Origin of the sequence: Stappia sp. WLB 29 (assembly GCF_023507705.1) — a bacterium.
Lineage (GTDB): Bacteria > Pseudomonadota > Alphaproteobacteria > Rhizobiales > Stappiaceae > Stappia.
The window spans coordinates 267,601-294,090 of sequence record NZ_JALBGD010000003.1; the positions used below are offsets into that span (position 1 = coordinate 267,601).

Here is a 26,490-nt window from a genome sequence, read left to right on the forward strand (position 1 = left end):
GGTCGGTGCGCCCATATAGGAAAGGAGAAGGCAGGCTGCTGCCTGCCGCAACGCTTTCCAACGGGTGATCCGACATGCGCGCCGGAAACGCGATCTATTCCAGTTTCTCAGACCTGCCGGCGACGGTTCCGCTGTTCCCGCTCGCCGGGGCCGTGCTCCTGCCCAAGGCGCAGATGCCGCTCAACATCTTCGAGCCGCGCTATGTGGCGATGATCGACGCGGCGTTGGCCAACGACCGGGTGATCGGCATGATCCAGCCCGACTTCGCATCCGGCAAGACGGAGGAGCCGGTGCCGCCGCTCGTCGGGATCGGCTGTCTCGGCCGCATCATTGCGGTGCAGGAAACCGGCGACGGGCGCTATCTGGTGACGCTGACCGGCATCGCGCGGTTCCGCCTCGAAGAGGAATTGGCGACGCTCACGCCCTATCGGATAGGGCGCATCGCTTCAGCCGGCTTTGCGGAGGATTTCGGCACCGGGCTCGGCGAGGACGAGGTCGACCGGGACGGGCTGGTGAAGACGCTGCGTGCCTATCTCGAGGCGAATGACCTGGAGGCAGACTGGGACAGCATCGACCGCGCCTCGACCGAAATCCTGGTCAATGCGCTGGCGATGATGAGCCCCTATGGCCCGGCTGAGAAGCAGGCGCTGCTGGAGGCACCGGACCTTCGTACGCGCGCCGAGACGCTCGTGGCCCTGACCGAGGTCGATCTTGCCCGCCGCAGCCGCGACGAGGGCGGTGTGACGCTGCAATAGGAGCGGGTGCCGCTGTTGCATTGGCGTTCCGGCCATGGCAGCAATCGGTTCGGAACCGGGCTGGCACAGGCCCGACAACGGAGAGAGACCGGGATGGCGAGCGAACCCGCCCATGCACTCGACCGCAAGCTCCTGGAGCTGCTGGTCTGCCCGCTGACCAAGACGACGCTGGAATACGATGCGGCGAAGCAGGAGCTGATCTCACGCGCGGCCAAGCTCGCCTATCCGATCCGCGACGGCATTCCCATCATGCTGCCGGACGAAGCTCGTCCTCTGGACGACAGCGACGCCGCCTGAGCGAACAGCCCGGCGGCAATCCGAAACGAAAAAGGGCCGGCCCCGCGGGGCCGGCCCTTTGCATTGCGGTATGCGCGTCAGGCGCTCAGCGCATCGAGTTCGGCGACGATGGCATCGCCCATGGCCGAGGTGCCGATGGCGCTGTCGCCCTTGCCGGCGATGTCGCGGGTGCGCAGGCCCTTGTCCAGTGTGGACGAAATCGCCTTCTCCAGCAGGTCCGCTTCCTCGACGAGGCTGAACGAGTAGCGCAGGCACATGGCGAAGCTTGCGATCATCGCGATCGGGTTGGCCGCACCCTTGCCGGCAATGTCCGGCGCCGAGCCGTGCACCGGCTCGTACAGGGCCTTGCGCTTGCCGGTCTCCGGGGCCGGAGCGCCGAGCGAGGCCGAGGGCAGCATGCCCAGCGAGCCGGTCAGCATCGCCGCGACGTCGGACAGCATGTCGCCGAACAGGTTGTCGGTGACGATGACGTCGAACTGCTTGGGCCAGCGGACCAGCTGCATGCCGCCGGCATCGGCCAGCATGTGCTCGAGTTCGACGTCCTGGTAGCCGTCGGCATGGGCCTGGCTCACCACCTCGTTCCAGAGCACGCCGGACTTCATCACATTGCGCTTTTCCATCGAGGTAACCTTGCCGCGACGGGTGCGGGCCAGCTCGAAGGCGGCGCGGGCGATGCGGTCGATCTCGTAGGTCTCGTAGACCTGGGTGTCGACGGCGCGCTTCTGGCCGTTGCCCAGCTCGGTGATCTCCTTCGGCTCGCCGAAATAAACGCCGCCGGTCAGTTCGCGCAGGATCAGGATGTCGAGACCCTCGATCACGTCGCGCTTTAGCGACGAGGCGTCGGCCAGTGCCGGGTAGCAGATCGCCGGACGCAGGTTGGCGAAGAGCTCCATGTCCTTGCGCAGGCGCAGCAGGCCGGCTTCGGGGCGCACGTCATAGGGCACGCCGTCCCACTTCGGGCCGCCGACGGCGCCGAACAGCACCGCGTCGGAGGCCATGGCGCGGGCCATCGCCTCGTCCGAGATCGCCTTGCCATGCGCATCATAGGCGCAGCCGCCGACGAGGTCTTCCTCGGTCTCGAAGCTGGCGATGCCGCGGGCGTTGAACCAGCCGAGCACCTTCTTCACTTCGCCCATGGTCTCGGGGCCGATGCCGTCGCCAGGCAGGAGCAGAAGCTTGTAGGTCGTCATTGGAAGCGTTTCCTCGTGGGTTTTCCGGAAGGCCGAAGGGATGATCTTTCCGGTTTCTGCTAGAACGTCGCGCGCCGCTTGGCAAGCATGCGGCTCAGCCGGTCGCGATGCTGTCGAGTGCGACATTGCCGCCGCACACGAGCACACCGACCCGCTCAAGGGGCGCCGGGCGGTAGACGCCCGAGGTCAGGGCGGCGAGTGCCGTCGCCCCGCCGGGTTCGGCCGCCACCTGCAACTCCGTCCACAGCCGCGTCTGCGCTGTGCGGATGGCCTCGTCGGTCACCAGCAGGCTCTGATCGACATGGGCGGCGCAGATCGTATGCACGAGATCGCCGCAGCGCCGGGCGCCGAGACTGTCGGCGGCGAGACTGTCGACCGGCACATCGACCGGTTCGCCCGCCTTGAGCGCAGCGTTCAGGGCGCAGGAGCCTTCCGGCTCCACCGCCACCACTCGCACCTTGCCGGCCAGCCAAAGAGCGCAGCCGGAAATCAGTCCGCCGCCGCCGACGGCGATCAGCACCGTGTCGAGATCGGGGACCTGTTCCAGCCATTCCAGCGCCACCGTGCCCTGGCCGGCGATGGTGCCGGGCGCGTCATAGGCGTGAATGTCCATCGCGCCGGTCTGTTCCCGGTGGCGAGCGCAGGCCTCCGCCGCATCGGCATAGCGGGTGCCGGCCACATGCAGTCTGGCGCCGGCGGCGCGGATGCGGGCGATCTTGGCAGGTGCGGAGGTCTCGGGGACGAAGATATCCGCCGGATAGCCGAGGGCGCGCGCCGCATAGGCGACCGCCGCGCCGTGGTTGCCGCCGGAGGCCGCCGCAACGCCTGCCTCCGGAACATCGGACGACAGCAGCGTGTTGAAGGCGCCGCGTGCCTTGAAGGAGCCGGTATGCTGGACCAGTTCCAGTTTCATCGACAACGAAGCATCGATGCCGAAGCTGCCGGCGCCGCTGTCGACCACCGGCGTGCGGCGCACCCGGCCGGCGATCCGTGCGGCGGCGGCCTCGATGTCGGCGGCGGTGACGGGAAGGGGCTTTGCGGCCTGCTCGGTCATGACTGGCTCCTTGAGGGAGGTGAAAGGGACTGCGGTTCAGGCGGGCAGGAACCCGGCAAGGCCGCGCAGAACGAGACCGCCGGCAAGGACGGTCATGAGGAGACGGAACCCGTATCGGAATGCGCCTTCCGACATGCGCGCAAGCAGGCGCGTGCCGATCAGCGTGCCGATGAAACCGCTGGCGATCATCGCCAGGATCAGGCCTGTCCAGGGGGCGAAGGCGAAGCCGAGAAAGCCGAAGACGGCGATCTTGAACACGTGCAGCGACAGCGCGGTGACCGCCTGTGTGGCAACGAAGGTCTGGCGCGGCAGGCGCAGGGCCGCCAGCACCGCCGCACCGATCGGGCCGGTGGCACCGAAGACCATGCTGAGGCCGGTGGCGACGAAGCCGGCACCGGCCATCGCCCGCTTCGGCGCGCGCTCGAAGCGCGGCATCCGGCCCCAGACGATCCACAGGATGAAGAGGCCGAGGGCGAGGCGGACGATCTCCGCCGGCAGGTTGACGGCAAGCGCACCGCCGAGGATGGCGCCTGCGACCGCGCCGAGCGCGTACCACAGCGCGGCGATCCAGTTGACATGCGGCAGCAACACCAGCGCCCGGCCGCCGTTGGAGCCCATCTGGACGACGCCGTGAACGGGGACCAGCGCGGGGATCGGCATGACCTGCGCCATCACGGCGATCAGCATCATGCCCCCGCCCAGCCCGAAGGCGGCGGAAACGGCGGATGTGGCAAGGCTGACCGCGATGAGCAGGACTTGCGAGGCCGCCGACATGCCGGGAGCGGCGGTGAGATGCTGCAGCGTGTCGAGAAGGGCGGTCAAAGGGAGGCCCGCAGGTGGGGGAGGGGGCGAATGCGGGAGGGGTCTCCCGCATCCGGTCTTGGATCAGATCGACGGCATCAGCTGGCCGGCATCGCCGTCTCGACCAGCTTGACCCAGTAGGAGCAACCCACCGGGATCAGCTCGTCGTTGAAGTCATAGGCCGGGTGGTGAAGGTTGGCGCTGTCGCCGTTGCCGACGAAGATGAAGGCGCCCGGACGCTCCAGCAGCATGAAGGAGAAGTCCTCCCCGCCCATGGTCGGGGCGACGTCCGTCACCACGTTGTCGTCGCCGGCGATCTTGCGGGCGATGCCGGCGGCAAAATCCGTCTGCTCGGCGTGGTTGATGGTGATCGGGTAGTCGCGCAGGTAGTTGACCTCGGCCTTGGCGCCAAAGGCGGAGGCGATGGTCGGGACGATCTCCTTCAGCCGCTTTTCGGCGAGATCGCGGATTTCCGCATCGAGCGTGCGCACGGTGCCGCGCAGGCGTGCCGTTTGCGGGATGACGTTGTCGGTGAAGCCGCCATTGAACGCGGTGATCGACACGACCACGGACTTCAGCGGATCGACGTTGCGGCTGGCGATCGACTGCACCGCCTGGATGATGTGGGCGCCGACCAGCAGCGTGTCGACTACCTCATGCGGCTTGGCGGCATGGCCGCCGACGCCCTCGATGTCGATCTGGATGCGGTCGGCAGCGGCCATCATCGCGCCCGGGCGGATGTGGAAGCTGCCCAGCGGCTCGCCCGGCATGTTGTGCATGCCGTAGACTTCCTGGATGCCGAAACGGTCCATCAGGCCGTCGTCGACCATCGCCTTGGCGCCGGCGCCGCCCTCTTCGGCCGGCTGGAAGATGACCACGACAGTGCCGTCGAAGTTGCGGGTCTCGGATAGATACTTGGCGGCGCCGAGCAACATGGCGGTGTGGCCGTCATGGCCGCAGGCATGCATCTTGCCCGGAACGGTGGAGGCGTAGGGCTTGCCGGTGATCTCATCGAGCGGCAGCGCGTCCATGTCGGCACGCAGGCCGATCACCTTGCCGGAACCGTTCGATTTTCCCTTGATGACGCCGACCACGCCCGTGCGGCCGATACCGGTCGCCACTTCGTCGACGCCGAAGGCCTTCAGCTTGTCTGCGACCAGTTCGGAGGTGCGGTGCGTGTCGTAAAGCAGTTCCGGATGGGCATGGATGTCACGGCGCCACTCGGTGATCTCCTCGGCGAGATCGGCGAAGCGGTTGATGATCGGCATGATAGTCCTCTGGTTTTGGCGAAAGGGTGTCGAGGCTGCGGTGCTGCCGCGGAGAGGCGCGTATCTGACGCCGAAAACGTGGACTTGCGCAAGTCCCGGCGCCATTTTGCCGGCCCACTTTTGCAGGCGCCGCCTCGCCGCTACGTCAGGTTTTCGACGCCAGCAGTTCGTAGACGCTGGTGCGCTTGACCTCGAAATCCTCCAGCGAGCGGTTCACCGGCACGTTGAAGGTGGCCAGGTGCCGCAGCCGCTCCTTCGGCAGATAGGCGCGCCCCGGATCGCCGATCAGGACGCGGGAGCCGCGGGCCAGCGACCGGTCGGCCCAGGTCAGCACCCGGCTCGCCATCGGTTTTTCGTAGAAGACGTCGCCGGTCAGGATCACCTCGGCGTCGGGCGGGGCAAGATCGAGCGGGTCTTCGCCGTCGAGGGCGAAGGAGACCTCGTTCAGCTCCATGTTGAGCCGGGCGGCCGCGAGTGCGAAGCGGTCGATGTCGCAAGCGGTTACCCGTGCCGCACCGGAGCGGGCAGCTGCGATGGCGGCCAGTCCCGATCCCGTTGCGAAATCGTAGACGCTGCGGCCGGCGACCAGCGCGGGCTCGTCGAGGATATGGCGGGCCAGCGCCTGGCCGCCGGCCCAGGCGAAGGCCCAGAACGGCGGCGGCAGGCCGATGGCGCCGAGATCGTCCTCAGTCTTCTGCCACAGTGCCACCGCCTCGTCGGCCAGGTGCAGGCGGATCTCCGGCGCATGCGGGACCGGGTGGATCCGCGTGTTCGCCAGCACGAAGGCGCGCGGATCGACGGTCGTGGTCATGCGTCCGTCAGGCCACCCATCTCGCAGACGATCTTCCATTCCTCTGCCGTCACCGGTTGCACCGACAGGCGCATGGAGGTGACAAGCGCCATGTCGGAGAGCCGCGGCTCGTTCTTGACGTCGGCCAGCGTCACGGGCTTGGGCATGTCGCGGACGGCGCGGATGTCGACGCATTCCCAGCGCGGATCGTCGGTGGTGCTGTCGGGGTGCGCAAGCGCGCAGACCTCGACGATGCCGACCACTTCCTTGCCGATGTTGGAATGGTAGAAGAAGCCGCGGTCACCGAGCTTCATCTCGCGCATGTTGTTGCGGGCCTGGTAGTTGCGCACGCCGTCCCATTGCTCGCCGGCTTCGCCCTTCGCCTTCTGCATCTCCCAGGACCACTTGTCCGGCTCGGACTTGAACAGCCAGTAGCGCATGCTTCACATCTCCGGGTTCTTGATGACCCAGTTCCAGGGCCGGATCTCGACGCTCTCGAAAAGGCCCGCGCGGGCATAGGGGTCCTCGGACGCGACGGCGAGCGCCTCGTCGCGGTTCGCGGCCTCGATCACCACCAGCGATCCGGTCATGCCGCCGTCGTCGTCAAGGAACGGGCCGGCCGCCTTCAGCTTGTCGCCCATCGCCTTGAGAAAGGCGAGGTGGTCGGCGCGGTTGTCGAGACGCGTCTGCAGCGCGCCCGGCTTGTCGGTGCAGATGAGGGCATAAAGCATCGGCGGGGCCTCCCGTATCGGTTCGGTAGCGTCTCGCGCATGGCAAGACGCCGAGGATCATGCGGCATAGATACCCGGTTCGCGGCTGCCCGCAAGCGGGTCCGCGTCAGGTTTCCCGGCGCAGCGGGCGGGTCATCAACCGCTCCAGGGCCTCGTCGACGCCGAGCCGGCCGGCCAGCACGTCGGCCACCGCTGCCGCTATCGGCATCTCGACCCCGTGCCGGGCGGCGAGATCGACGGCAACGGCGGCGGAATGCACGCCCTCCGCCAACTTGCCGGTCGCCGCGAGTTCGGCCACCGTGCAGCCTTCGCCCAGCGCCATGCCGAAAGCGAAATTCCGCGACTGGGCCGAGGAGCAGGTCAGGACGAGATCGCCAAGGCCGGAAAGACCCGTCAGCGTTTCGGGCCTGGCGCCCAGCGTCAGGCCGAGCCGGCTCAGCTCGGCAAAACCGCGCGCGGTCAGGGCGGCCAGCGCGCTGGCGCCCCAGCCCTTGCCTGCCACCGCGCCGCAGGCAATCGCCAGCACGTTCTTCAAGGCACCGCCGATCTGTGCGCCGAGCGGGTCGGTCGAGGCGTAGGGGCGGAACTGGCGGCTGGCAAGCGCCAGCGCCAGCGCATCGGCCAGCTCGCCATCCTCGGCGGCCAGCGTCACCGCCGTCGGCAGGCCGCGGGCGACATCGGCGGCAAAGCTCGGGCCCGAGAGGATCGCCGCCCGGCATGCGGGAGCGACCTCGGCCAGCACCTGCGCCGGCAACAGGCCGGTCTCGCGCTCGATGCCCTTGGCGCACAGCACCACCGGCAGGCCAGGACGGGCAAGCGGGGCGATGGCCGCGCCCATGGCGCGTGTGGTCTGGGCCGGTGTCGCCAGCAGCGCTGCGTCGGCGCCCGCGAGCGCGAAAGCAAGGTCGGTGGTCGCCGCCACCTTCGCGTCGAAGGCGATGCCCGGCAGATAGGCCGGATTGCCGCGACCCGAGGCCGCGGCCGCGACCGTTTCGGCATCTCGTGCCCACAGCACCGTGTCGCGTCCGGCCCGCGCGGCGGTGAGCGCCAATGCGCTGCCCCAGGCGCCGCCGCCGATGACGGCGATGCGGCGGATCTCCGGCGCGCTGTCCGCCTTGCGGCTCACGGGGCAACTCCCAATCGGCGTGCCAACTCGGCGAGTGGGGCATGAAAGCCGGTGAAGAAGCGGTCCGGACCGAGCCGCAAGGCCTCGCCGACATCCATCCAGAACAGCTCGAAGCGGATCGGATCGCCGCCGGCCGAGGGCGTCATCTCGTAGTGCTCCCAGCGGGCCTGGCGCGTCTCGTTGCCGCGCAGGCGGCCGTGATAGAGCCGACGGGCGTGGATGTCGCGTCCCCGGGAATTGTCGAAGAGCACGGTCTGCTCGCAGAGCGGGTCGAGCGCGCGGGCGACCTCGAGCCCGGTTTCCTCGCGAAATTCGCGGCAGGCGGCGCAAAGATGGCTCTCGCCGGGGTCGACCGTGCCGCCCGGCACCTGCAGGCCGACTTCCGGCTGGTCGGGCTGGCGGAAGACCAGTACCTCGCGCCCGGCCGTCAAGTAGATATAGGCCTTGTGCTTCAGTCGGTCGAAGCGGTCCGGCATGGCGTCGCACAGGACGCCCTCGAAAAAGCGGGGGTCGGCGGTCACGCCTTGGCTCCCTTGCGTCCCGATCCGATCACGGCGGTGGCTTCCGCATCCAGCGGCCAGCGCGGCCGCGCCGGGGCATCGCGCTCGTCCAGAATCTCGCCGGCCGCATGCGCCTCTGCAAGCCGTTCGATGCCGGCCCAGGCGATCATCGCGGCATTGTCGGTGCACAGGCGGCCTGGCGGGGCGACGAGACGTGCGCCGGCCTTTTCCGCCTCCGATTCCAGCCGCGCCCGGATCGCCGTGTTGGCGGCAACGCCGCCGGCGATCACCAGCACAGGGGCGATCTCGGGGTGGCTTTCGGCGAAGAGGGCGAGCGCCCGCCGGCTCTTCTCGCCGATCACGTCGGTCACTGCCTGCTGGAAGGAGGCGCACAGGTCCGCGACATCCTGCTGCGACAGTGGCGCGTTCGCCTCGGCGGTGGTGCGAAGGGCGGTCTTCAGCCCGGCGAAGGAGAGGTCGATGCCCGGTCGGTCGAGCATCGGTCGGGGCAGGTGGAAGCGCGACGGATCGCCGCGCATTGCGGCCTTCTCCACGGCCGGCCCACCCGGAAACCCGAGCTGCAGGAGCTTCGCCGTCTTGTCGAAGGCCTCTCCCAGGGCATCGTCGATGGTGGAGCCGAGCCGCCGGTAGCAGCCGACGCCCTCCACCAGCAGGAACTGGGTATGTCCGCCGGATACCAGCAGCAAAAGGTAGGGAAACGGCAGACTGTCGGTCAGCCGCGCCGTCAGCGCGTGGCCTTCCAGATGGTTGACGGCGACGAGCGGCTTGCCGGCGGCCATGGCGATGGCCTTGGCCGTCGTCAGGCCCACGATGACGCCGCCGATCAGGCCGGGGCCTGCAGTCGCGGCGACCGCGTCGAGGTCGTCGAAGCCGACGCCGGCGTCCTTGAGCGCCGCGCTCACCAGTCCGTCGAGAATGCGGATATGGGCGCGCGCGGCGATTTCGGGTACGACGCCGCCAAAGGCTTCGTGCTCGCCGGTCTGCGAACGGATCACGTCGGACAGGATCTCACGGTCGCCATCGGGAGCAAGGCGCACCACGGCGGCGGCGGTCTCGTCGCAGCTGGTCTCGATGCCCAGCACCGTCAGCGGCCCGGCAGGAGGGAAACTTGAGCCGGCCGCATTGGCCGATGCGCTTTCAGGTCTTATCATCGCGGTTCCGCCTAACGGACGCACCCCGCCTAACACCAGGGACGAGTTTCTTGCAAACAAAACATTCCGGCCTTCCCTTGCGCATTGGCACGCGCGGCAGCGCCCTGGCGCTTGCCCAGGCGCACGAGACCCGCGACCGGCTGATGGCCGCCCATGGCCTGCCGCAGGAGGCCTTCGAAATCGTCGTGATCAAGACCTCCGGCGACCGCATCCTCGACCGTCCGCTCTCCGAGGTGGGGGGCAAGGGCCTTTTCACCAAGGAGCTGGAAACGGCGATGATGGAGGGGGAGATCGACATCGCCGTGCATTCCTCCAAGGACATGCCGACGGTGCTTCCCGACGGGCTCGAGATCATCGCATTCCTGCCGCGCGAGGATGTGCGCGACGCCTTCATCTCGCCGAAGGCGGCACGGCTGGCCGACCTGCCGCAAGGCGCGGTGGTCGGATCCTCGAGCCTGCGCCGCCAAGCGATGATCAAGCGCCTGCGGCCGGACATCGAGGTGGTGACCTATCGCGGCAATGTCCAGAGCCGGTTGCAGAAGCTGGCCGACGGAGTGGTCGATGCAACGCTGCTCGCCAATGCCGGCCTGCGCCGGCTCGGCCTCGCCCATGTCATCACCTCCCTGCTGGAGGTGGAGGAGTTCCTGCCCGCCGTGGGGCAGGGGGCGATCTGCATCGAGGCGCGCGCCGACGATGCGGCGACGCGGCAGATGATCGCCGCGATCCATGACGCGGAAACGGAGATCTGCCTGGTGGCCGAGCGTGCGTTCCTGCGCGAGCTCGATGGTTCCTGCCGCACGCCGATCGGCGGGCTTGCGCGCCTTTCCGGCGACAAGCTGGTGCTGGAAGGTCTGATCCTGACGCCCGACGGGCGCACGGTCCATGAGGCCCGGCGCGAGGGAGCGGCGGCCGAGGCCGAGGCGATGGGCCGCGATGCCGGCGCCGAGTTGAAGCGCCGCGGCGGCCCGGACTTCTTCGCGTATTGAGCCATGGCCCGTGTTCTGGTGACCCGCCCGGCGCCCGCCGCCGACCGCAGTGCCGCCCGCTACCGCGCGGCCGGTCACCAGGTGCATGTGGCGCCGCTCCTGGCATTCGCGCGGCTCGATCCCGGGCCGGATGCCATGCCGCCGGCAGAGGGGCTGGCGGCGATTGCGGCGACCAGCGCGAGAGGCATCGAGGCGGCCGTCCCCCTTCTGTCTCCCGCCCATTACGCCCTGCCGCTGCATGCGGTGGGGGAGGCGACCGCACGAGCTGCACGGGCGGCCGGCTTTGCCGAGACTCACGCGGCGGAGGGGGATCTCGCTACGCTTGCCGCGGCCTTGCGGGCGGCGCTTCCGCGTGGAAGCAAGGTGCTGCAGCTTGGCGCACGTGACCGCTCGGGCGACCTGGCCGGGCTGCTCGCACCGGCGGGGATCGCCTGCCGACTGGTCGAGCTCTATGCGATGGAACCGGTCGGCAGCTTGCCGCAGGACATCCGCACGGCCCTGTCGGCCGGTGCCGAGCCGGTGCTTGCGCCCGTTTACTCGCGCCGTTCCGCGCAGGCGCTGGCCGATGCGCTAGCTGCCTGGAGCGACCGGCCGCCGTTCCGCTTCCTCGCCATTTCGGCGGAGGCGGGCGAGCCTTTGGCGGGACTCGGGCCGGTAGAGCTCGCGAAAACTCCGGATGAGGCCGGCCTCATGGCATTGCTGTGACAGCGATGTGCGGGCGCTGAAACGTTTTTTTCGCCTGCGGCGAAACCCGCCATGGGGCAGATTTGTTTTGCACCGCAAGAGCGGCGAACATAGACAAAGGGGTGAGGGGCAAGGACGCCGCCGGACGCGCTATACTGGCTCCGTGCCGATATCCGGCCCCGGTGAAGGACCCAAGGGAGAGACCGTTCATGGCTGCCGACAGCAAGAAGCCGGACCCCAGGAGCACCGCTTCGACATCCGCCGACCGGAAGGCGGGAGATCCGAAAGCGACCGATGCCAAGGGCGCAGCGGCTGCAGGCGCGGGCCGCAAGCCGGTGACCATCGATCTGCAGGCCAAGGAAGTCGGCGCGGCGAAGACCGCTTCGACATCCTCCGCCTCGGCCGGCAGTTCCTCCTCTTCGGGATCGTCGTCTTCTCCCTCGTCGACGTCGGCTGCATCGAAGCCGGCAAGCAGCACAACGACCGGCCAGTCCACCGCCAGCCCGGCGTCCGGTTCGGCAAGCAGTTCGACACCCGGGGCCGCCTCTGCCGGTGCCAAGCCGTCCGTCGGTGCGTCGTCGTCGGCCTCTGCCTCGTCAGCAAGCGGCGCGTCTTCCGGCAGCTCGAAGGAATCGTTCGCATCTTCGGCAACGTCGCCGTCATCCTCCGGTCCGGCCGCAACGGCCAAGCCGGCTGCGGCAACACCCTCTTCGGGGGCGGCGTCCTCGTCCGCTCCATCTTCTTCCTCGACCTCTTCGGGCGCCGCAGGCTCAGGCAGCGGCGCCGCCAAGCCGACGTCTTCTGCATCGACTGCGTCTTCGCAGGCCAAGCCGGACAAGTCCGCGACCTCTGCCGCTGCGAAGGAGGCGAAGTCCTCGACCGGTTTCGGCGGCCTGCTTGTCGCCTCGCTGCTCGGCGGCGCCATCGCCCTTGGCGGCGTCTGGGGGGCCAATCAGGCAGGCTTCCTCTCTTCGGGCAGCGCTTCCGGCGACGTCCAGTCCGCGCTTGCCGCCGCGCAAAGCCGCATCGCCGGCCTGGAGACGCAGATCGCGGGCCTTGCCGAGCGCGAGGCTCCGGCTGCCGATGCGGCCTTGAGCGCCGTCCAGGAGCGTATCGCCGCCCTCGAGACCTCCTTGCGCGATCTGTCGTCCGGGTCGGCGACAGGCAGCCTGTCCGAGGAAGCGGCAACGCGTATCGATCAGATCGAATCCGGCCTCGCCGAGCTCCGCCGGTTCGTGTCCTCCGGCGGTGCCGGGGAGACGGCGGGTCTTGCCAGCCTCCAGGAAGCGCAGGGCGCGCTGGATACGACGCTGAAGCAGGTTTCGGACGGCCAGCAGGCGCTGGGCACCCGTCTCGATGAGCTCGCTGCCAAGGTCCCCGACACGTCGGACCTTTCCGGCGGCCTTGCCGAGTTGCGCGACCGCGCAACTTCGCTGCGACAGGACTTCGAAGGGCTCAAGTCCGAGTTTTCCGGTCTGCGCGGCGATCTCGACACGCTCTCGGACAACCAGACGGCTCTTGCCTCCAAGCTCGAACAGGAGTTGTCCGGCTTGACCGGGCGTGTTTCCGCGCTGGACGAACGGCTGTCGCCGGTCGAGGCGCAGATGGGCGATGTCAGCGCGCGGGAAACCGCGGCACGCGCCGTTGCCGTCTCGTCGCTGCGCGCGGCGATGGACCGGGGCGCGCCCTACGCGACCGAACTGGCCGCGGTGTCCTCGGCCCTGCCGGAGGGGACGGACATTTCCGCCCTTGCCGCACGCGCGGAAAGCGGCGTCCCGACCCGCACTGCATTGCGGGCCGACTTTGCCGTCGCCGCGCGCGCCATGGCCGCACAGATCGATGCGCCGGCCGACGGGGATCTGGTCGGCAGCCTGCTCGCAAATGCCCGCTCGCTGGTCTCGGTTCGCCAGCCCGGGGAAAGCGATGCGGCAACCCCCGAGGCTGCGCTTGGCCGCATGGAGGCGCGGGTCGACAGCGGCGATCTCGCCGGTGCGCTTGCCGCCTACGAGGAGCTACCCGAGGCGGTGCGTGCCGCCGGTGCGGACTGGGTGGCTGATGCGAGGGCGCGGCTCGCAGCGGACGAGTTGATGGACCGGGTGACCGGCGACGTGCTGAAATCGATGGGCGGGGCGGCGACGCCTGCCGCCTCGAACTGACGACCGCCGCGCCAGTTGCGCACCAACCGCCGGGTAACGAGCCGCCGGGAGTAGAGACGACATGATCCGCTTGCTGATTTTCATCGCCCTGGTCTTTGCCGCTGCGCTCGGCATGGCCTGGATCGCCGACCGGCCCGGCCTCGTCACGCTGGACTGGCAGGGCTACCGGATCGAGACCGGGCTGATGACCGCGGCTGTGGCGCTGGCGGCGCTGCTGGCCGTCGGCATCTTCCTGTGGAACCTGGCGCTGTTCCTGATGCGCTCGCCGGGCCTGGTCGGGCGCTTCTTTCGCCGCCGCCGCCGCGACCGCGGCTACGACGCGCTGTCCAAGGGCATGCTGGCGCTGGGCGTCGGCGATGCCAGCAGCGCCTCGCGCTATGGCGGGGAGGCGGCGAAGCTGCTCGGTCACGAGCCGGCGACCTCCCTGCTCCTTGCCCAGAGCGCGCAGCTGGCCGGCCGTCATGAGGAGGCGCGCGGCCGCTTCGAGGCGATGCTGGAGGATCCCAAGCTCAAGCCGGTCGGCCTGCACGGGCTTTATGTGGAGGCGGAGCGGGTCGGCGAGCCGGTCGCCGCGCGTCACTATGCCGAAGAAGCGGCAAAGCTGGTGCCGGGCCTTGCCTGGGCCGGCCATGCGGTGCTCGGCTATCAGGCGGTTGCCGGCGACTGGGCCGAGGCGATCCGTTCGCTGGAGCGCAATTACGCAGCCAAGCTGGTCGACAAGAAGTCCTTCCGTCGTCATAAGGCTGTGCTGCTGACCGCGCAGGCACTGGAGCTGGAAGACCGCGATCCCGACCAGGCCAAGGGACTGGCCTCCGAGGCGCACGGGCTGGCGCCCGACCTGGTGCCGGCAGCGGTCGTCGCGGCGCGGCTCGCCACCCGGCGCGGCGACATCCGCAAGGCGCTGAAGGTGGTGGAGACCACCTGGAAGCTCTCCCCCCATCCCGATTTGGCGGACGCTTATGCCCATGCGCGTACCGGCGATTCCGCCCTGGACCGGCTGAAGCGGATCAAGGCCCTGGCCGCACTGCGCGCCCACAATGCGGAAGGCGCGCTGGCGCTTGCCCGCGCCGCGCTCGAAGCCTCCGACTACACGCTTGCCCGCGCTCAGCTCAAGGCGGCGATGACGCTGGAGCCGACCCGCCGGGCCTTCCTGCTGATGGCGGAGCTGGAGGAAACCCAGCACGGCGACCGCGGCCGGGTGCGCGAATGGCTTGCCCGCGCCGTGCGTGCGCCGGCCGATCCGGCCTGGGTCGCCGACGGCGTCGTCAGCGAGAGCTGGGCGCCCGTGTCGCCGGTCGACGGCCGGCTGGATGCCTTCGTGTGGACCTCGCCGCCGGCCGCCCTCGATCATCAGGACACCTCGCTTGAGGCCTTGGACGAGGCGATGTTCGAGGCGCTGCCGGCAGTTGCGGCCTCGATCCCGGCCCGGCCGGAGGAGATCGCTGCGCTCGATGACGGGCCCTTGGTGGAGATGACGAGGGCTGCACCCGCAGCCGCGCCGAAGCCCGCCGACACGCCGGTGGTTATTGCCGAAACCGAAGAGAAGGGCCCGGAGAAGGCGCCTGAGAAGGCATCAGAGACGGCTTCGGGGAAGCCCGGGGCCGAGGCGAAGCCTGCGCCCGCCCCGACAGCAAAGCCGGCCGAGGCGGTTGCTACCGGGAAGGACCTTTCGGAAAAAGGGACGGCCAAGCCTGTCGCGACGCTCGCAGTGCCGGCTGCCGGCAACGGCAAGGAGGCTTCCGCACCGGCCACCGTCGCACCGGCCACCGTCGCACCGGCCACCGCCGCGCCGGTCGCTGCCGCGCCGGCCAAGGGCGAGGGCGACGCGAAACCGGCGGTAAAGGACGCGAAGGACAAGGATCTGTCGCGGCCGATCGAGTTTCCGCTGAAACACATGCCGGACGATCCGGGCCCGGATGGCGGCGACGACGAGGAACCGCCGAAGAAGCCGGGCTACCGCTTCTTCAACTGAAAGAGGCGAGAGACCAGAACGAAAAAGGGGCGCGGGAGATGATCCCGCGCCCCTTTTCGTGTTGTGTCATCCGTGGTGCGTCAGGCGCCGCGGTTCTGGCGGTTCTCGATCAGGTCGTCGACCACGGCCGGATCGGCCAGCGTCGAGGTGTCGCCGAGGTTCTCGAAGCTGTCCTCGGCGATCTTCCGCAGGATGCGGCGCATGATCTTGCCCGAGCGGGTCTTGGGCAGGCCCGGTGCGAACTGGATCAGGTCGGGCGAGGCAATCGGCCCGATCTCCTGGCGTACCCAGGCGCGCAGTTCCTTGGCGAGTTCCTCGCTCGGCTGCTCGCCGGCCATCAGCGTCACATAGACGTAGATGCCCTGGCCCTTGAGGTCGTGCGGGTAGCCCACAACCGCGGCCTCGGACACCTTGGGATGGGCGACCAGTGCCGATTCCACCTCGGCGGTGCCCATGCGGTGGCCGGAAACGTTGATGACGTCGTCGACGCGGCCGGTAATCCAGTAGTAGCCATCCTCGTCCCGCCGGCAGCCGTCGCCGGTGAAATACATTCCCTTGTAGGTGGAGAAGTAGGTCTGCACGAAGCGCTCGTGGTCGCCGTAGACCGTGCGCATCTGTCCCGGCCAGCTGTCGGTGATCACGAGATTGCCCTCGGCTGCGCCCTCCAGGATCGCGCCTTCCGCGTCGACCAGCGCCGGTTGCACGCCGAAGAAGGGGCGTGTCGCCGAGCCGGGCTTCAGCGCCGTGGCGCCGGGCAGCGGCGTGATCAGGATGCCGCCGGTCTCCGTCTGCCACCAGGTGTCGACGATGGGGCAGCGGCTGTCGCCGACATTCTCGTAATACCAGATCCAGGCTTCGGGATTGATCGGCTCGCCGACCGAGCCGAGGATGCGGAGAGAGGCACGCGAGGTCTTCTTCACATGGTCGGTGCCCGCGCCCATCAGCGAGCGGATCGCCGTCGGCGCGGTGTAGAAGATCGTCACCTTGTGCTTGTCGATCACCTCCCAGAAACGGGCGGGGGAGGGATAGGTCGGGATGCCCTCGAACATCAGCGTGGTCGCGCCGTTGGCCAGTGGGCCATAGACGATGTAGGAGTGGCCGGTCACCCAGCCCACATCGGCCGTGCACCAGTAGATGTCTTCGTCCTTGCAGTCGAAAACGTATTGGTGGGTCATCGAGGCATAGACGAGATAGCCGCCGGAAGTGTGCAGCACGCCCTTGGGCTGACCGGTCGAGCCGGAGGTGTAGAGGATGAAGAGCGGGTCTTCCGCGTTCACCTCGGCCGGCGGGCAGGTGTCGGACACGCGCTCGCGCGCCTCGTGGTACCACACGTCGCGGCCGTCCTTCATGGCGACGTTGCCGCCGGTGCGCCGCACGACCAGCACCTTGTCGACCGGCGCCTTGTCGGCGGCCTTGTCGACATTGGCCTTGAGCGGCACCTTGCGCCCGCCGCGCAGGCCCTCGTCGGCGGTGATCACCACTTTGCTCTCGCAGCCGGCGATCCGCTGCGACAGGCTGTCGGGCGAGAAGCCGCCGAAGACCACCGAATGGATGGCGCCCAGCCGGGCGCAGGCCAGCATCGCATAGGCCGCTTCCGGGATCATCGGCAGGTAGATGGTGACCCTGTCGCCTTTGGCGACGCCGAGATCCTTCAGCACGTTGGCGAAGCGATTCACCTCGCCGGCAAGCTCCCGGTAGGTGATCACCTTGTGCTCGGACGGGTCGTCGCCTTCCCAGATGATCGCCGGCTTGTCGCCGCGCGCGGCCAGGTGCCGGTCGACGCAATTGGCTGCGACGTTCAGCGTGCCGTCCTCGAACCATTTGATCGAGACATTGTGCGGATCGTAGGAGGTGTTCTTGACTCGGGTATAGGGCTTTATCCAGTCGATCCGCTTGCCGTGCTCGGCCCAGAACGCCTCCGGATCGGAAACCGACGCAGCATACATCTCCTGATATTTCGCATCGTCGATCAGGGCGGATGCGGCAATCGCAGCCGGAACCGGATAGAGATTTTCGGACATACGGATCCTCCCAGTATCTCAAGGCGCGCGCATGACGCGGGCGTGCCCCTCGTTGTCGCCGCGCATTATGAGGATCGCGGCCGGGGCCGTCCACTTCGCTGCAATCGTTCTTTCGTAGGCCGTGCAGGACGTTGCGTCAGCCCGCACTGCATCAGCCTATCAGGCCGAGAACGATGCCCTGCACGATCAGAACCGCCAGCCAGTGGCCGCCATCGATCAGAGTGAGCGCCCAGGAGGCGCCCTGGAAACGGTGGTTGACGATGAGGGTGGTGGCGAGAAATCCGGTCCATACCAGCACGGCGGACAGGACGCCGTTGGCGACCGTCATCGGGCCGGCATGGTAGATGATGCCGGCGAAGATCAGCGCCATCACCAATTGGCAAACGAAGCTGCCGATGAACAAAAGCGGGCGCGGCCGGATGTCGGCCTTTTCCAGGCGCGCGGCGCGCATCCACACCTTCCCGAGCGATCCGTACCAAACCGCCCCTGCGGCAAAGGAGGCCACCGCCGCCGCCAGAACGGCGAGAAGATCGATCCCGTCGAACATCATCAGCCTGATCCGTCCCCAATTTTCGCCGTTCAGGCGCTCAGCGTTTCCAGTCCGGCGCGGGCAAGGCCGGCGGCAAGATCCTCCAGCGCCTCGCGCCGTTCCGCCGCATGGCCCGCCAGCAGGTGAACCAGCACGGTTCCGTGCGCCTCTTCCGCCGCACGGGACAGCGCACGAGGCAGGGCCGGGCCGCGGCGGATGCCGTCGCGGTCGATCTCGCCGATCCACACCCGGCGGGCGTGGCCGCTCTCCGGGCGCCCCTCGCCGAGACCGATCACCACCACCGCGTTGCGAAAGTCCTCCAGCGCGTCGAGATCGACGCCGGAAAACAGGTAGCGTCGGCCCGAGGCTCCGGAGAGATAGCGGTAACGGTCGCCGAGGCCAAGCGCCTCGGCCGCGCGCGGTGCGCCCGCCTGCGCTGGAACGGACTCATCCGTCGGCGCCTGCGTTTCTTCCTGTGCGATCGGGGTTTCCACGGGCGATGCAGTCAGCAGGTCCATGCCGTCGCCGACGGGGTTGCCCGCAGGCTGCGCCGTCTTTGCATCGGCTGATGCAGTGCCATGCAGACCGGCTTCGCCCCTCGCGGCGGAGGGCCGAGCAGAGGAAGGCAGGCGATGCTCCGTTCCGGCAGTCCCGCCGTCTTCCGCGGTCGTGCCGGCCGGCAGGGTTGCAACGGGTCCGGTCATGCTGCGATGATAGAACGTATCGTGAACTCTCGCCAGCACAAATGCACGGCGGGAAGACAGGGGGCCTCGCCGGAGCATTCTGGCAGATATCGCCAGCTTGCGGTGCGCGGAAATGGTCCGGGCGCAACGAAATGCGATCCGCGCCTCCAGGGCGAGGGAAATGGGTCGATAGCCGGGAGGAAAGGGAAGTGGTGCCGCTGAAGGGACTCGAACCCCCGACCCCATCATTACGAATGACGTGCTCTACCAACTGAGCTACAGCGGCGTACCGGACCGGGGCGGAGTGCCCCGGGGCATGTGGCGGGTTCCCGCCAGAACCGGCGGCACGAGGCCGGACCGGTTGCCCGCGGGGCGGTCTGTCTTTTCGGCAAGCGCCCTGTTCCGCTTCGGCAGAGCCTCAAGGGCGATGCCACGGGAAGGGTGATGTCGGACGACCGGTCCGTCAGGTGGCGGTGTGATAGCGGACAAGCGAGCGGTGCGCAAGAGGCTTTGCGCCCGCCATCCCCGCTTTCGCAGGCCCCGTCGGCACCTGCTTCAGCGCGACAGGTATGTCGACTTGATCTGGTTGGCGATTGCCTGAAACCGCCCGTTGAGTTCGGCCTCGTTGTCGGCGAGATAGTAGTCGCCGGACGAAGAGGCGCAGTCGCTCATCACCTTCTTCGCTTGCGAATTGCTACCGATCTGGAAGCCGACGGTGATGACCCGGATGCCGCTCTTCTTGATCGCATCGCACAGGGCGAGGGCACGGTTGGTCGAGTTCGAACCCTGGTCGAGCCGTGCGATCCAGTCGTAGTTCGTCTTGTCTAGCCTCACCGGTCCGTCGAACCAGGTGTTGAACTCGCCATCGGTCATCAGCAGCATGTATTTCAGCACGCGCTCGTCCGAATAGGCGGCAGGCTTGCTGTCCGACGGCCACAGCGTCGACCAGTTGGGCGACAGCGTGTACCAGCCCCAGGCGACGCCCGTCTGGCCGGCGGTGTTGCCGCTCGCCGAAAGCCGGGAGATCGTGTAGAGCGGCGTTCCCGCCTTGGACGAGGAGCCGGGATCGAGCGTCAGGGGCACGACCTCGGCATTGGGGCAGACGAAGCCGGAGGAGCTGTAGGCCCGCGAGCCGTTCCAGTAATAGCCGCTGTTGTAGCCGGCCTGGGCGGTGCCAGGTCCGACCGAGGCGGTGATGTAGCTGGCATCCGTATAGGCCTGCGCGCCTATGCGTTCGGATACGCAACCGGTATAGGAGCTGCGCGTCGCGTTCGCTCCCTTGGTGGCGAGCGTCGCGCGCGCGGAGCCGATGTTGACGCCGGAGGCATAGGGGACGACGGCGATCCGCACCTTCTCGTTGATCGGCGCGATGTCCGGTGGCACCAGCGTGTTGATGAAGCTCGCAGCGGCATTGCGCAGCGCGGAGATCTTGCTGCCGCCCATCGAGCCGGTGACGTCGAGCACCAGCGTCGCCTCGACGCTCTTCGGGTACACGGCCTCGGCATTGACGGCGACGTTCAGTTCCGTCGGACCGAACCCTGCGAGATGGATGAAGTAGGTAGGTACGCGCGAGCGTGCCGAGACCTCGATCACCCGCGCTTCGGTGTCGATTTTCGGCGCGTCGATGATGATCTCGTTGCCGGCGCTCGAGCCCTTGGTGTTGGCCCCGAAATAGGCCTCGTAATTGGCGTCGAGATAGGACTGGATCTCTTCCGAGGTCATGTTGCGGATCGACAGCTCGCGGGCCACAGCCAGCATCGCCGCGTCGAGGCCGCGGGCAATGCTCTGACGCTGGTTGATGGCGCGGGCGAAGTCGAGACCGGCGCCGCCGGCGACGATCGCGAAGATCGCAACGATCGCGAAGAGCGGCAGGATCGCTCCGCTGCGGTCGTTGCCGAAGCGCCGCGCGTGGTGCATGGCGGCACCGAGCTTCTTGCCGGAATTACGAGACAGCATCTTTTCCCACTCCCGCGCCGATGCGGCACGTGCCTTTGGCCGGGACAGTGGCAGGAAGGAGCGACCGGTTGGTTAAACCGATCTGCGAAAGACGGGGGTTTCGACGAGTCAGTTGACGAAGGGTAAAAGTGCCGACCCTGCGGACGGTGTCCTGCGGGGCACGAACCGGCGGCGAACGACGGGGGCCGATGGGTTCACGGCTCCAGCTCGGTGTCCCAGTAGAGGAAGTCGAGCCAGCTGTCGTGCAGGTAGTTCGGCGGGAACAGGCGACCGTTGTTGTGCAGGTCCTGGACGGTCGGGGGGAAGGGCAAATGCATCGGCCACATGCCGATATCGGCGCAGGACTTGTTGGCTTTGCGGAGGTTGCAGGGCGAGCAGGCCGTAATCACGTTGTCCCAGGTGGTCTGCCCGCCTTTCGAGCGTGGGACAAGGTGGTCGAAGGTCAGTTCCTCCCGCGAGCCGCAATACTGGCATTGGAACCGGTCGCGCAGGAAGACGTTGAAGCGGGTGAAGGCGGGGTGGCGGCTCGGTTTTACGTAGCTTTTCAGCGAGACGACGCTGGGAAGTCTGAACTCGCTGCTCGGACTTCGGACCGTGATGTCGTATTCGGAGACAATATTGACCCTGTCGAGGAACACGGCCTTCACCGCATCCTGCCACGCCCACAGCGACAGCGGATAATACGCCAGCGGGCGGTAGTCAGCATTGAGCACCAGGGCCGGGTGAGCACCTGGAGAGACGGCGAGTGTCACACCTTCGCTCCTCATGCCTGCTCGCCGGCCCGGCGAAGGCGCATCGCAACCGCGATTCGCTTCCCCGGCCGGTCGACCGAACGCGGGCATAGTGTAGAGCCACAGTGACAGTCTTGTGAAGCCCGACAAAGCGCATGGCTCGGTCTTCGGCGCCAGGGACTTGCGGGCAAAAAAACGCGGGCCCGAAGGCCCGCGTTCATCGTCTCGGTCAGCTCAGATACGGCTCTCAGCCGTGCGGCCACTCGCGGATGTCGACGAAATGGCCGGCGATCGCAGCGGCCGCCGCCATGGTCGGCGACACCAGATGGGTGCGGCCCTTGAAGCCCTGGCGGCCCTCGAAATTGCGGTTCGAGGTGGAGGCGCAGCGTTCGCCCGGCGACAGCTTGTCGGCGTTCATGGCAAGGCACATGGAGCAGCCCGGCTCGCGCCAGTCGAAACCGGCGTCGCGGAACACCTTGTCGAGGCCTTCGGCCTCGGCCTGGGCCTTCACCAGGCCCGAACCCGGCACCACCATGGCGTTGACGCTCTCGCGCACCTTGTGGCCGCGGATGACGGATGCTGCAGCGCGCAGATCCTCGATGCGGCCGTTGGTGCACGAGCCGATGAACACCCGGTCGACGGCGATGTCGGTGATCGGAGTGCCCGCGGTCAGGCCCATGTACTGCAGCGCGCGGCGCTTGGAGGCGCGGCGGTTCTCGTCCTCGATCTCCTCCGGATCCGGCACCCGGCCGGTCACGGAGATCACGTCCTCGGGACTGGAGCCCCAGGTGACGATCGGCGGCAGGTTGGCCGCATCGAGGCGGATCTCGGCGTCGAAATGGGCGCCTTCGTCGGTGAAGAGTGTCTGCCAGTAGGCGACGGCCTTGTCCCAGTCGGCGCCCTGCGGGGCCTTCGGGCGGCCCTTGATGTAGTCGAAGGTCTTCTCGTCCGCGGCGATCAGGCCGGCGCGGGCGCCGCCCTCGATCGACATGTTGCAAACGGTCATGCGGCCTTCCATCGACAGCGCGCGGATCGCCTCGCCGGCATATTCGATGACATGGCCGGTGCCGCCGGCCGTTCCGATCTCGCCGATGATCGCCAGGATGATGTCCTTGGCGGTGACGCCGTCCGGCAGGATGCCGTCGACGGTCACCCGCATGTTCTTCGCCTTCTTCTGGATCAGCGTCTGGGTGGCGAGCACGTGCTCGACCTCCGAGGTGCCGATGCCATGGGCGAGCGCGCCGAAGGCGCCGTGGGTCGAGGTGTGGCTGTCGCCGCAGACGATGGTCATGCCGGGCAGGGTAAAGCCCTGCTCGGGGCCGACGATGTGGACGATGCCCTGGCGCAGGTCCGTCTCGCTGTAATACTCGACGCCGAACTCGGCGGCATTCTTCGCCAGCGTGTCGACCTGCAGGGCGGATTCGGGATCGTCGATGCCGTGGCTGCGGTCGGTGGTCGGCACGTTGTGGTCGACCACCGCCAGCGTGCGCTGCGGCTGGCGGACCTTGCGGCCGGTCATGCGCAGACCCTCGAAGGCCTGCGGGCTGGTCACCTCATGCACCAGATGGCGGTCGATATAGAGCAGGGCGGTGCCGTCCTCCTGGGTCTCGACGACGTGGTCGTCCCAGATCTTGTCGTAGAGCGTGCGCGGAGCGTTCATCTGTCTCTCCTGATAGTCTGAAGCTTGGGGACGGACCCTGTCGGGCCTCCGTCCGTGTGCCGCACAAGATGCGGCGAATGGCGTAATTGAGGAAAAGGTGCGGGCCTCTCAGCCGGCAGCACAGCCAGCCGGTGCGAGGCCGGTGGTAAGGCCGGGATCACTGGGAGAGGCGAAGAGGGCGTGAAAGCGCGCGGGCAGGCGGCGGCGGTCGCCGATCTCGATACGCTGCCAGCGGCGGGTGCGGGTCGGGCGCGGACGCGTACAGGCCTGCACAACCCGGACGATGCCGCCCGGCTGCAATGTCCTGCCGCGCGGCGGCGCGGGCGTCCTGTCACACGATGCGACCGGCATGGTCTCCAGCGGCTCCAGCTTCCGACGCTGCCGAGTCCCTCTCCGCCCTGGGCGGCGGCCGGCATGTCGATCGACAACGGGCCACACTGCTCGGCGGCGCCCGGTTCCAAGGAGCCTCGCCTGCCGATGTCGTGCCCGTTCCCTTTCATTTGCGCCGATTGCCTTGCCGGGTCAAGGCCGCAGTTGCCTGCGAGAGGCTCTCGGCAGGCCGGTGCGACGGCGTCAGCGCATCAGGCCCGGCAGCAGCAGCACCAGTGAGGGCACGGCGACGATCAGCGCCAGGCGGACGATGTCGGCCAGGATGAACGGCACGATGCCGCGGAAGATCCGTTCCAGCGGGACGTCCGGCATCACCGTCTTCAACACGAAGACGTTGAGGCCGACGGGCGGGGTGATCAGGCTGATTTCGGTGACCACGACGACGACGATACCGAACCAGACCAGGTCGTAGCCAAGGGCCGCCATCATCGGTGCGAAGATCGGCACGGTGAGCAGCACCATGGAGAGGCTTTCCAGTACCATGCCGAGGCAGAGATAGACGCCGAGGACAGCGAGCAGGATCGCCCAGGGAGGCAGGTCGGAGGCGGCTGCCATGCTTGAAAGCGCCGCCGGCAGTCCGGCGATGTTGACGAAGTTGGAGAAGATCAGCGCGCCGATCAGCACCATGAACATCATCGTTGTGGTGGCGGCCGTATCGCTCAGCGTCTCCAGCAGGGTGGCGAGGGTCAGCCGGCGGCGGGCGAGCGCGATCAGGAACGCGCCGCTGGCGCCGATGCCGGCGGCTTCCGTTGCGGTGAAGACGCCGGCATAGATGCCGCCGATCACCAGCGCGAAAAGTGCGGTGATGCCGGCAACGCCGGCAAGCGCGCGGAAGCGCTCGCGGTAGGGCAGGCGCTCGGCCGGGGGCCCGGCTTCGGGGCGCCGCCAGCAGACCAGCCAGACGGCGGCCATGTAGCCGAGAACGCCGAGAATGCCGGGAATGATGCCGGCGATGAACAGCTTGGCGATGTCCTGCTGGGCGGTGACGCCGTAGAGCACCAGGATCACGGAGGGCGGGATCAGGATGCCGAGCGTGCCGCCGGCGGCGATCACCCCGCTCGCCAGCCCGTCGTCGTACTTGTAGCGGCGCATCTGCGGCAGGGCGACCTTGCCCATGGTCGCGGCGGTGGCGAGCGAAGAGCCGCAGACCGCGGAGAAGCCGCCGCAGGCAACGGCGGTCGCCATGGCAAGGCCGCCGCGGCGATGGCCGAGCCAGGCGTGGCAGGCGGCGTAGAGCTCGTCGGACAGCCCCGCCCGGGTGACGAGATTGCCCATCAGCACGAAGAGCGGCACCACCGAGAGCGGGTAGGAGAGGCCGGTGTCGAACGTGGTCTGTCCGACCATCGCCATGGCCGGGGCGAAGCCGAGGATCATCGTCAGGCCGAGGCCGCCGACGGCGGCCATGGCGACGGCGATCGGCACGCCTGTGAACATCACGACGACGAGAATGACGAGGCCGGGAAGCCAGGTTTCCATGGTCTTGCGAAGGTCCCTCGGGAGGTGGACGAGGCGGCCCGCTCAGGGCTGCCGGCGCAGGATGAGAACGGCGGCGACGAGCGCGGAGATCCCGGCCAGCACCGCCATCGCGACGGCGACGGGCCCGAGCGGAATGCCCAGATAGACCGTGGCATCGCCATAGGAGCTGTAGTCGCGGCCCAGAAGCGCGAGCCGCCAGGCGAACACCGCCAGCACGCTGGCGGTCACCGCGAGCGCTGCCCGGGCAAGGCCCTGTCGGAGACGGCCCGGAAGCCGGCCGGTGAGGAGGTCGACGGTGACATGCTCCCGCCGTGCCGTGACGATCGGCAGGCCGACGAAGACGACCAGCGCCAGCAGCACCTCGGTCAGCTCGAAGGCGCCGGGCAGCGGACTGTTGAACACGTAGCGGCCGATGACGTCGACGAAGGTCACCGCCATCATCACCAGCAGCAGCAGCGCGGCGACGAGCTGGAGGAGGCGCGTCGCCGCGGCGAGCGGCCGGAAGGGGCTTGCACCCCCGCCGGTCGCGCCGTCGCGGGGCTCGCCGGTCATTTCGCTGCGGCGATCTCGGCCTTGAGCATGTCGATGGCGGCCTGGCCATCGATGCCGGCGGCGGAGGCCGCATCGAGGAAGCCCTTCTCGACACCGGCGAGTTTCTCGGCGATGGCGGCGGTCATGGCCTCGTCGGCGGTGGTCTGGGCGACGCCCTTTTCCTCCATCACCTTGACGCCGGCCGCGTCGGCCGCATCCCAGGCCTGGCCAGCCATGCGGGCCATGGCCTCGCCCGACACGCTGTCGATGGCGGCCTTGTCCTCGTCCGAGAGCTTGTCCCAGGCGCCGCGGTTCATCACCACGAAGAACGAGGTGTTGTAGAGGCCGCCCGGCACCGAAACGCCGTTGCGGATCACCTCGTCGATGCGGAAGAAGGGCACGGACTCCGGTGGGAACAGGATGCCGTCGGCAACGCCGTTGGCGAGAATCTCGTAGACCTGCGGCGAAGGCGCCTGCACGCCGACCATGCCGAGCCGCGAGGCGATCTCGGCGACGATGCCGCCGCCGATGCGCATCTTCAGGCCTGCGAGATCGTCGACCGAGGCGACTTTCTTGGTGGTGGTGTAGATGCCGCCGGGACCATGGGTGAAGACGGTGAGCAGCTTGACGCCCTCGTGCTCGTCGGCCTTGGAAAGCATCGCCTCCTGCACCTTCCAGTAGGCGACGGACAGCGCCTCGGCGCTGTCGGACAGGAACGGTCCCTCGACCAGCGGCGTCAGCTTGAAGCGGCCCGGCGTGTAGCCGTGGACGCCGAAGCCGATATCGGCCGCGCCCGAGCGGATCAGGTCGAACTGCGCCGGCGGCTTGCCGATCGGCGCGGCCATGATCTCGACCGTGACGCGCCCGTCGGTCGCCTTGGCCACCTGCTCGCCCCAGGGGGTCAGGATGTCCTTGACGATGGGATGGGAGGGCGGCAGCCAGTTGGATACGCGCAAGGTGGTCTCGGCGGAGGCGGCGGTGGCGAGGCCAAGTGCCGCGACCGCGGTCAGCATCCCGATGAATTTCCGCAT

Annotated in this window: 26 protein-coding genes and 1 tRNA gene; 6 read left to right on the forward strand and 21 right to left on the reverse strand. The window is 68.3% G+C overall.

Going from position 1 to position 26,490, the window contains the following annotated elements:
- Positions 1-74 precede the first annotated feature (74 nt).
- Complete coding sequence (locus tag MNI96_RS07550; protein WP_249691778.1) at positions 75-755, forward strand: LON peptidase substrate-binding domain-containing protein; 681 nt, start codon at positions 75-77, stop codon at positions 753-755.
- Positions 756-848: 93 nt separating this feature from the next.
- Entirely contained in the window at positions 849-1,052 is a 204-nt protein-coding gene (locus MNI96_RS07555; protein ID WP_158194141.1) for a Trm112 family protein, read from the forward strand.
- A gap of 77 nt (positions 1,053-1,129) precedes the next feature.
- On the opposite strand, the gene leuB is transcribed toward MNI96_RS07555, so the two are convergent.
- The 10 genes from leuB to tsaD all read right to left on the reverse strand — a co-directional run bounded on the left by leuB (position 1,130) and on the right by tsaD (position 9,684).
- Positions 1,130-2,242 (reverse strand): 3-isopropylmalate dehydrogenase, encoded by a 1,113-nt coding sequence (gene leuB, locus MNI96_RS07560; RefSeq protein ID WP_249691780.1) that lies wholly within the window; start codon positions 2,240-2,242, stop codon positions 1,130-1,132.
- 94 nt (positions 2,243-2,336) lie between these two features.
- Complete coding sequence (locus MNI96_RS07565) at positions 2,337-3,296, reverse strand: threonine/serine dehydratase (RefSeq protein ID WP_249691782.1); 960 nt, start codon at positions 3,294-3,296, stop codon at positions 2,337-2,339.
- A gap of 36 nt (positions 3,297-3,332) precedes the next feature.
- Entirely contained in the window at positions 3,333-4,118 is a 786-nt protein-coding gene (locus tag MNI96_RS07570) for a sulfite exporter TauE/SafE family protein (protein WP_249691784.1), read from the reverse strand.
- A 77-nt stretch (positions 4,119-4,195) separates the two neighbouring features.
- A complete protein-coding gene (locus MNI96_RS07575) occupies positions 4,196-5,365 on the reverse strand; it encodes a M20 aminoacylase family protein (protein WP_249691786.1) in 1,170 nt (389 codons plus the stop codon).
- Positions 5,366-5,510: 145 nt separating this feature from the next.
- A complete protein-coding gene (locus tag MNI96_RS07580) occupies positions 5,511-6,176 on the reverse strand; it encodes a class I SAM-dependent methyltransferase (protein WP_249691787.1) in 666 nt (221 codons plus the stop codon).
- Complete coding sequence (locus MNI96_RS07585) at positions 6,173-6,595, reverse strand: EVE domain-containing protein (RefSeq protein ID WP_249691789.1); 423 nt, start codon at positions 6,593-6,595, stop codon at positions 6,173-6,175. Before MNI96_RS07585 ends, MNI96_RS07580 begins: the two co-directional genes overlap by 4 nt.
- 3 nt (positions 6,596-6,598) lie before the next feature.
- A complete protein-coding gene (locus tag MNI96_RS07590; protein WP_249691791.1) occupies positions 6,599-6,886 on the reverse strand; it encodes a YciI-like protein in 288 nt (95 codons plus the stop codon).
- A 106-nt stretch (positions 6,887-6,992) separates the two neighbouring features.
- The gene (locus MNI96_RS07595) at positions 6,993-8,012 is read right to left on the reverse strand and encodes an NAD(P)H-dependent glycerol-3-phosphate dehydrogenase (protein WP_249691793.1); all 1,020 of its coding nucleotides are present in this window, start codon (positions 8,010-8,012) and stop codon (positions 6,993-6,995) included.
- Entirely contained in the window at positions 8,009-8,533 is a 525-nt protein-coding gene (locus MNI96_RS07600; protein ID WP_249691795.1) for an NUDIX hydrolase, read from the reverse strand. Before MNI96_RS07600 ends, MNI96_RS07595 begins: the two co-directional genes overlap by 4 nt.
- Complete coding sequence (tsaD, locus tag MNI96_RS07605; protein ID WP_249691797.1) at positions 8,530-9,684, reverse strand: tRNA (adenosine(37)-N6)-threonylcarbamoyltransferase complex transferase subunit TsaD; 1,155 nt, start codon at positions 9,682-9,684, stop codon at positions 8,530-8,532. The genes MNI96_RS07600 and tsaD overlap by 4 nt, the downstream gene beginning before the upstream one ends.
- A 50-nt stretch (positions 9,685-9,734) precedes the next feature.
- Here tsaD and hemC point away from each other — a divergent pair, with 50 nt between their 5' ends.
- Both hemC and MNI96_RS07615 read left to right on the forward strand, forming a co-directional pair.
- The gene (gene hemC, locus MNI96_RS07610; protein ID WP_249691800.1) at positions 9,735-10,670 is read left to right on the forward strand and encodes a hydroxymethylbilane synthase; all 936 of its coding nucleotides are present in this window, start codon (positions 9,735-9,737) and stop codon (positions 10,668-10,670) included.
- Between the two features lie 3 nt (positions 10,671-10,673).
- A complete protein-coding gene (locus MNI96_RS07615; protein ID WP_249691802.1) occupies positions 10,674-11,375 on the forward strand; it encodes a uroporphyrinogen-III synthase in 702 nt (233 codons plus the stop codon).
- Here MNI96_RS07615 and MNI96_RS07620 read toward each other — a convergent pair.
- Positions 11,359-12,306, reverse strand: coding sequence for a hypothetical protein (locus MNI96_RS07620; RefSeq protein WP_249691804.1), 948 nt, complete (start codon positions 12,304-12,306; stop codon positions 11,359-11,361). The genes MNI96_RS07615 and MNI96_RS07620 overlap by 17 nt on opposite strands.
- Before the next feature lie 139 nt (positions 12,307-12,445).
- On the opposite strand from MNI96_RS07620, the gene MNI96_RS07625 reads away from it, so the two are divergent.
- Complete coding sequence (locus MNI96_RS07625; protein ID WP_249691806.1) at positions 12,446-13,510, forward strand: COG4223 family protein; 1,065 nt, start codon at positions 12,446-12,448, stop codon at positions 13,508-13,510.
- Positions 13,511-13,571: 61 nt separating this feature from the next.
- Positions 13,572-15,482 (forward strand): heme biosynthesis protein HemY, encoded by a 1,911-nt coding sequence (locus MNI96_RS07630; protein WP_249691808.1) that lies wholly within the window; start codon positions 13,572-13,574, stop codon positions 15,480-15,482.
- Between the two features lie 80 nt (positions 15,483-15,562).
- Here MNI96_RS07630 and acs read toward each other — a convergent pair whose 3' ends face one another.
- The 10 genes from acs to MNI96_RS07680 all read right to left on the reverse strand — a co-directional run bounded on the left by acs (position 15,563) and on the right by MNI96_RS07680 (position 26,490).
- Positions 15,563-17,503: an acetate--CoA ligase gene (gene acs, locus MNI96_RS07635; protein ID WP_249691809.1), complete on the reverse strand. Its 1,941-nt coding sequence runs from the start codon at positions 17,501-17,503 to the stop codon at positions 15,563-15,565.
- Between the two features lie 151 nt (positions 17,504-17,654).
- Complete coding sequence (locus tag MNI96_RS07640) at positions 17,655-18,053, reverse strand: DUF1761 domain-containing protein (RefSeq protein WP_249691810.1); 399 nt, start codon at positions 18,051-18,053, stop codon at positions 17,655-17,657.
- Between the two features lie 29 nt (positions 18,054-18,082).
- Positions 18,083-18,550 carry a hypothetical protein gene (locus tag MNI96_RS07645; protein ID WP_249691811.1) on the reverse strand — a complete coding sequence of 156 codons (468 nt, stop codon included), beginning with the start codon at positions 18,548-18,550 and terminating at the stop codon, positions 18,083-18,085.
- 375 nt (positions 18,551-18,925) lie between these two features.
- Positions 18,926-19,001, reverse strand: a tRNA-Thr gene (locus MNI96_RS07650).
- A 269-nt stretch (positions 19,002-19,270) separates the two neighbouring features.
- Positions 19,271-20,671, reverse strand: a complete 1,401-nt coding sequence (locus MNI96_RS07655; protein WP_249691812.1) for a pilus assembly protein TadG-related protein — start codon at positions 20,669-20,671, stop codon at positions 19,271-19,273.
- A 194-nt stretch (positions 20,672-20,865) separates the two neighbouring features.
- A complete protein-coding gene (locus tag MNI96_RS07660) occupies positions 20,866-21,438 on the reverse strand; it encodes an HNH endonuclease (protein WP_249691813.1) in 573 nt (190 codons plus the stop codon).
- Positions 21,439-21,649: 211 nt separating this feature from the next.
- A complete protein-coding gene (gene leuC, locus MNI96_RS07665; protein WP_249691814.1) occupies positions 21,650-23,062 on the reverse strand; it encodes a 3-isopropylmalate dehydratase large subunit in 1,413 nt (470 codons plus the stop codon).
- Between the two features lie 573 nt (positions 23,063-23,635).
- Complete coding sequence (locus MNI96_RS07670) at positions 23,636-24,928, reverse strand: TRAP transporter large permease (RefSeq protein WP_249691816.1); 1,293 nt, start codon at positions 24,926-24,928, stop codon at positions 23,636-23,638.
- Between the two features lie 42 nt (positions 24,929-24,970).
- A complete protein-coding gene (locus MNI96_RS07675) occupies positions 24,971-25,480 on the reverse strand; it encodes a TRAP transporter small permease (protein WP_249691818.1) in 510 nt (169 codons plus the stop codon).
- The gene (locus MNI96_RS07680; RefSeq protein ID WP_249691819.1) at positions 25,477-26,490 is read right to left on the reverse strand and encodes a TRAP transporter substrate-binding protein; all 1,014 of its coding nucleotides are present in this window, start codon (positions 26,488-26,490) and stop codon (positions 25,477-25,479) included. The genes MNI96_RS07675 and MNI96_RS07680 overlap by 4 nt, the downstream gene beginning before the upstream one ends.

Coding starts and splice junctions, on each gene's coding strand:
- MNI96_RS07550 (WP_249691778.1), top strand. CDS start 75: ATGCGCGCCGGAAACGCGATCTATTCCAGTTTCTCAGACCTGCCGGCG.
- MNI96_RS07555 (WP_158194141.1), top strand. CDS start 849: ATGGCGAGCGAACCCGCCCATGCACTCGACCGCAAGCTCCTGGAGCTG.
- leuB (WP_249691780.1), bottom strand. CDS start 2,242: ATGACGACCTACAAGCTTCTGCTCCTGCCTGGCGACGGCATCGGCCCC.
- MNI96_RS07565 (WP_249691782.1), bottom strand. CDS start 3,296: ATGACCGAGCAGGCCGCAAAGCCCCTTCCCGTCACCGCCGCCGACATC.
- MNI96_RS07575 (WP_249691786.1), bottom strand. CDS start 5,365: ATGCCGATCATCAACCGCTTCGCCGATCTCGCCGAGGAGATCACCGAG.
- MNI96_RS07580 (WP_249691787.1), bottom strand. CDS start 6,176: ATGACCACGACCGTCGATCCGCGCGCCTTCGTGCTGGCGAACACGCGG.
- MNI96_RS07585 (WP_249691789.1), bottom strand. CDS start 6,595: ATGCGCTACTGGCTGTTCAAGTCCGAGCCGGACAAGTGGTCCTGGGAG.
- MNI96_RS07590 (WP_249691791.1), bottom strand. CDS start 6,886: ATGCTTTATGCCCTCATCTGCACCGACAAGCCGGGCGCGCTGCAGACG.
- tsaD (WP_249691797.1), bottom strand. CDS start 9,684: ATGATAAGACCTGAAAGCGCATCGGCCAATGCGGCCGGCTCAAGTTTC.
- MNI96_RS07615 (WP_249691802.1), top strand. CDS start 10,674: ATGGCCCGTGTTCTGGTGACCCGCCCGGCGCCCGCCGCCGACCGCAGT.
- MNI96_RS07630 (WP_249691808.1), top strand. CDS start 13,572: ATGATCCGCTTGCTGATTTTCATCGCCCTGGTCTTTGCCGCTGCGCTC.
- acs (WP_249691809.1), bottom strand. CDS start 17,503: ATGTCCGAAAATCTCTATCCGGTTCCGGCTGCGATTGCCGCATCCGCC.
- MNI96_RS07640 (WP_249691810.1), bottom strand. CDS start 18,053: ATGATGTTCGACGGGATCGATCTTCTCGCCGTTCTGGCGGCGGCGGTG.
- MNI96_RS07645 (WP_249691811.1), bottom strand. CDS start 18,550: ATGGACCTGCTGACTGCATCGCCCGTGGAAACCCCGATCGCACAGGAA.
- MNI96_RS07655 (WP_249691812.1), bottom strand. CDS start 20,671: ATGCTGTCTCGTAATTCCGGCAAGAAGCTCGGTGCCGCCATGCACCAC.
- MNI96_RS07660 (WP_249691813.1), bottom strand. CDS start 21,438: ATGAGGAGCGAAGGTGTGACACTCGCCGTCTCTCCAGGTGCTCACCCG.
- leuC (WP_249691814.1), bottom strand. CDS start 23,062: ATGAACGCTCCGCGCACGCTCTACGACAAGATCTGGGACGACCACGTC.
- MNI96_RS07670 (WP_249691816.1), bottom strand. CDS start 24,928: ATGGAAACCTGGCTTCCCGGCCTCGTCATTCTCGTCGTCGTGATGTTC.
- MNI96_RS07675 (WP_249691818.1), bottom strand. CDS start 25,480: ATGACCGGCGAGCCCCGCGACGGCGCGACCGGCGGGGGTGCAAGCCCC.
- MNI96_RS07680 (WP_249691819.1), bottom strand. CDS start 26,490: ATGCGGAAATTCATCGGGATGCTGACCGCGGTCGCGGCACTTGGCCTC.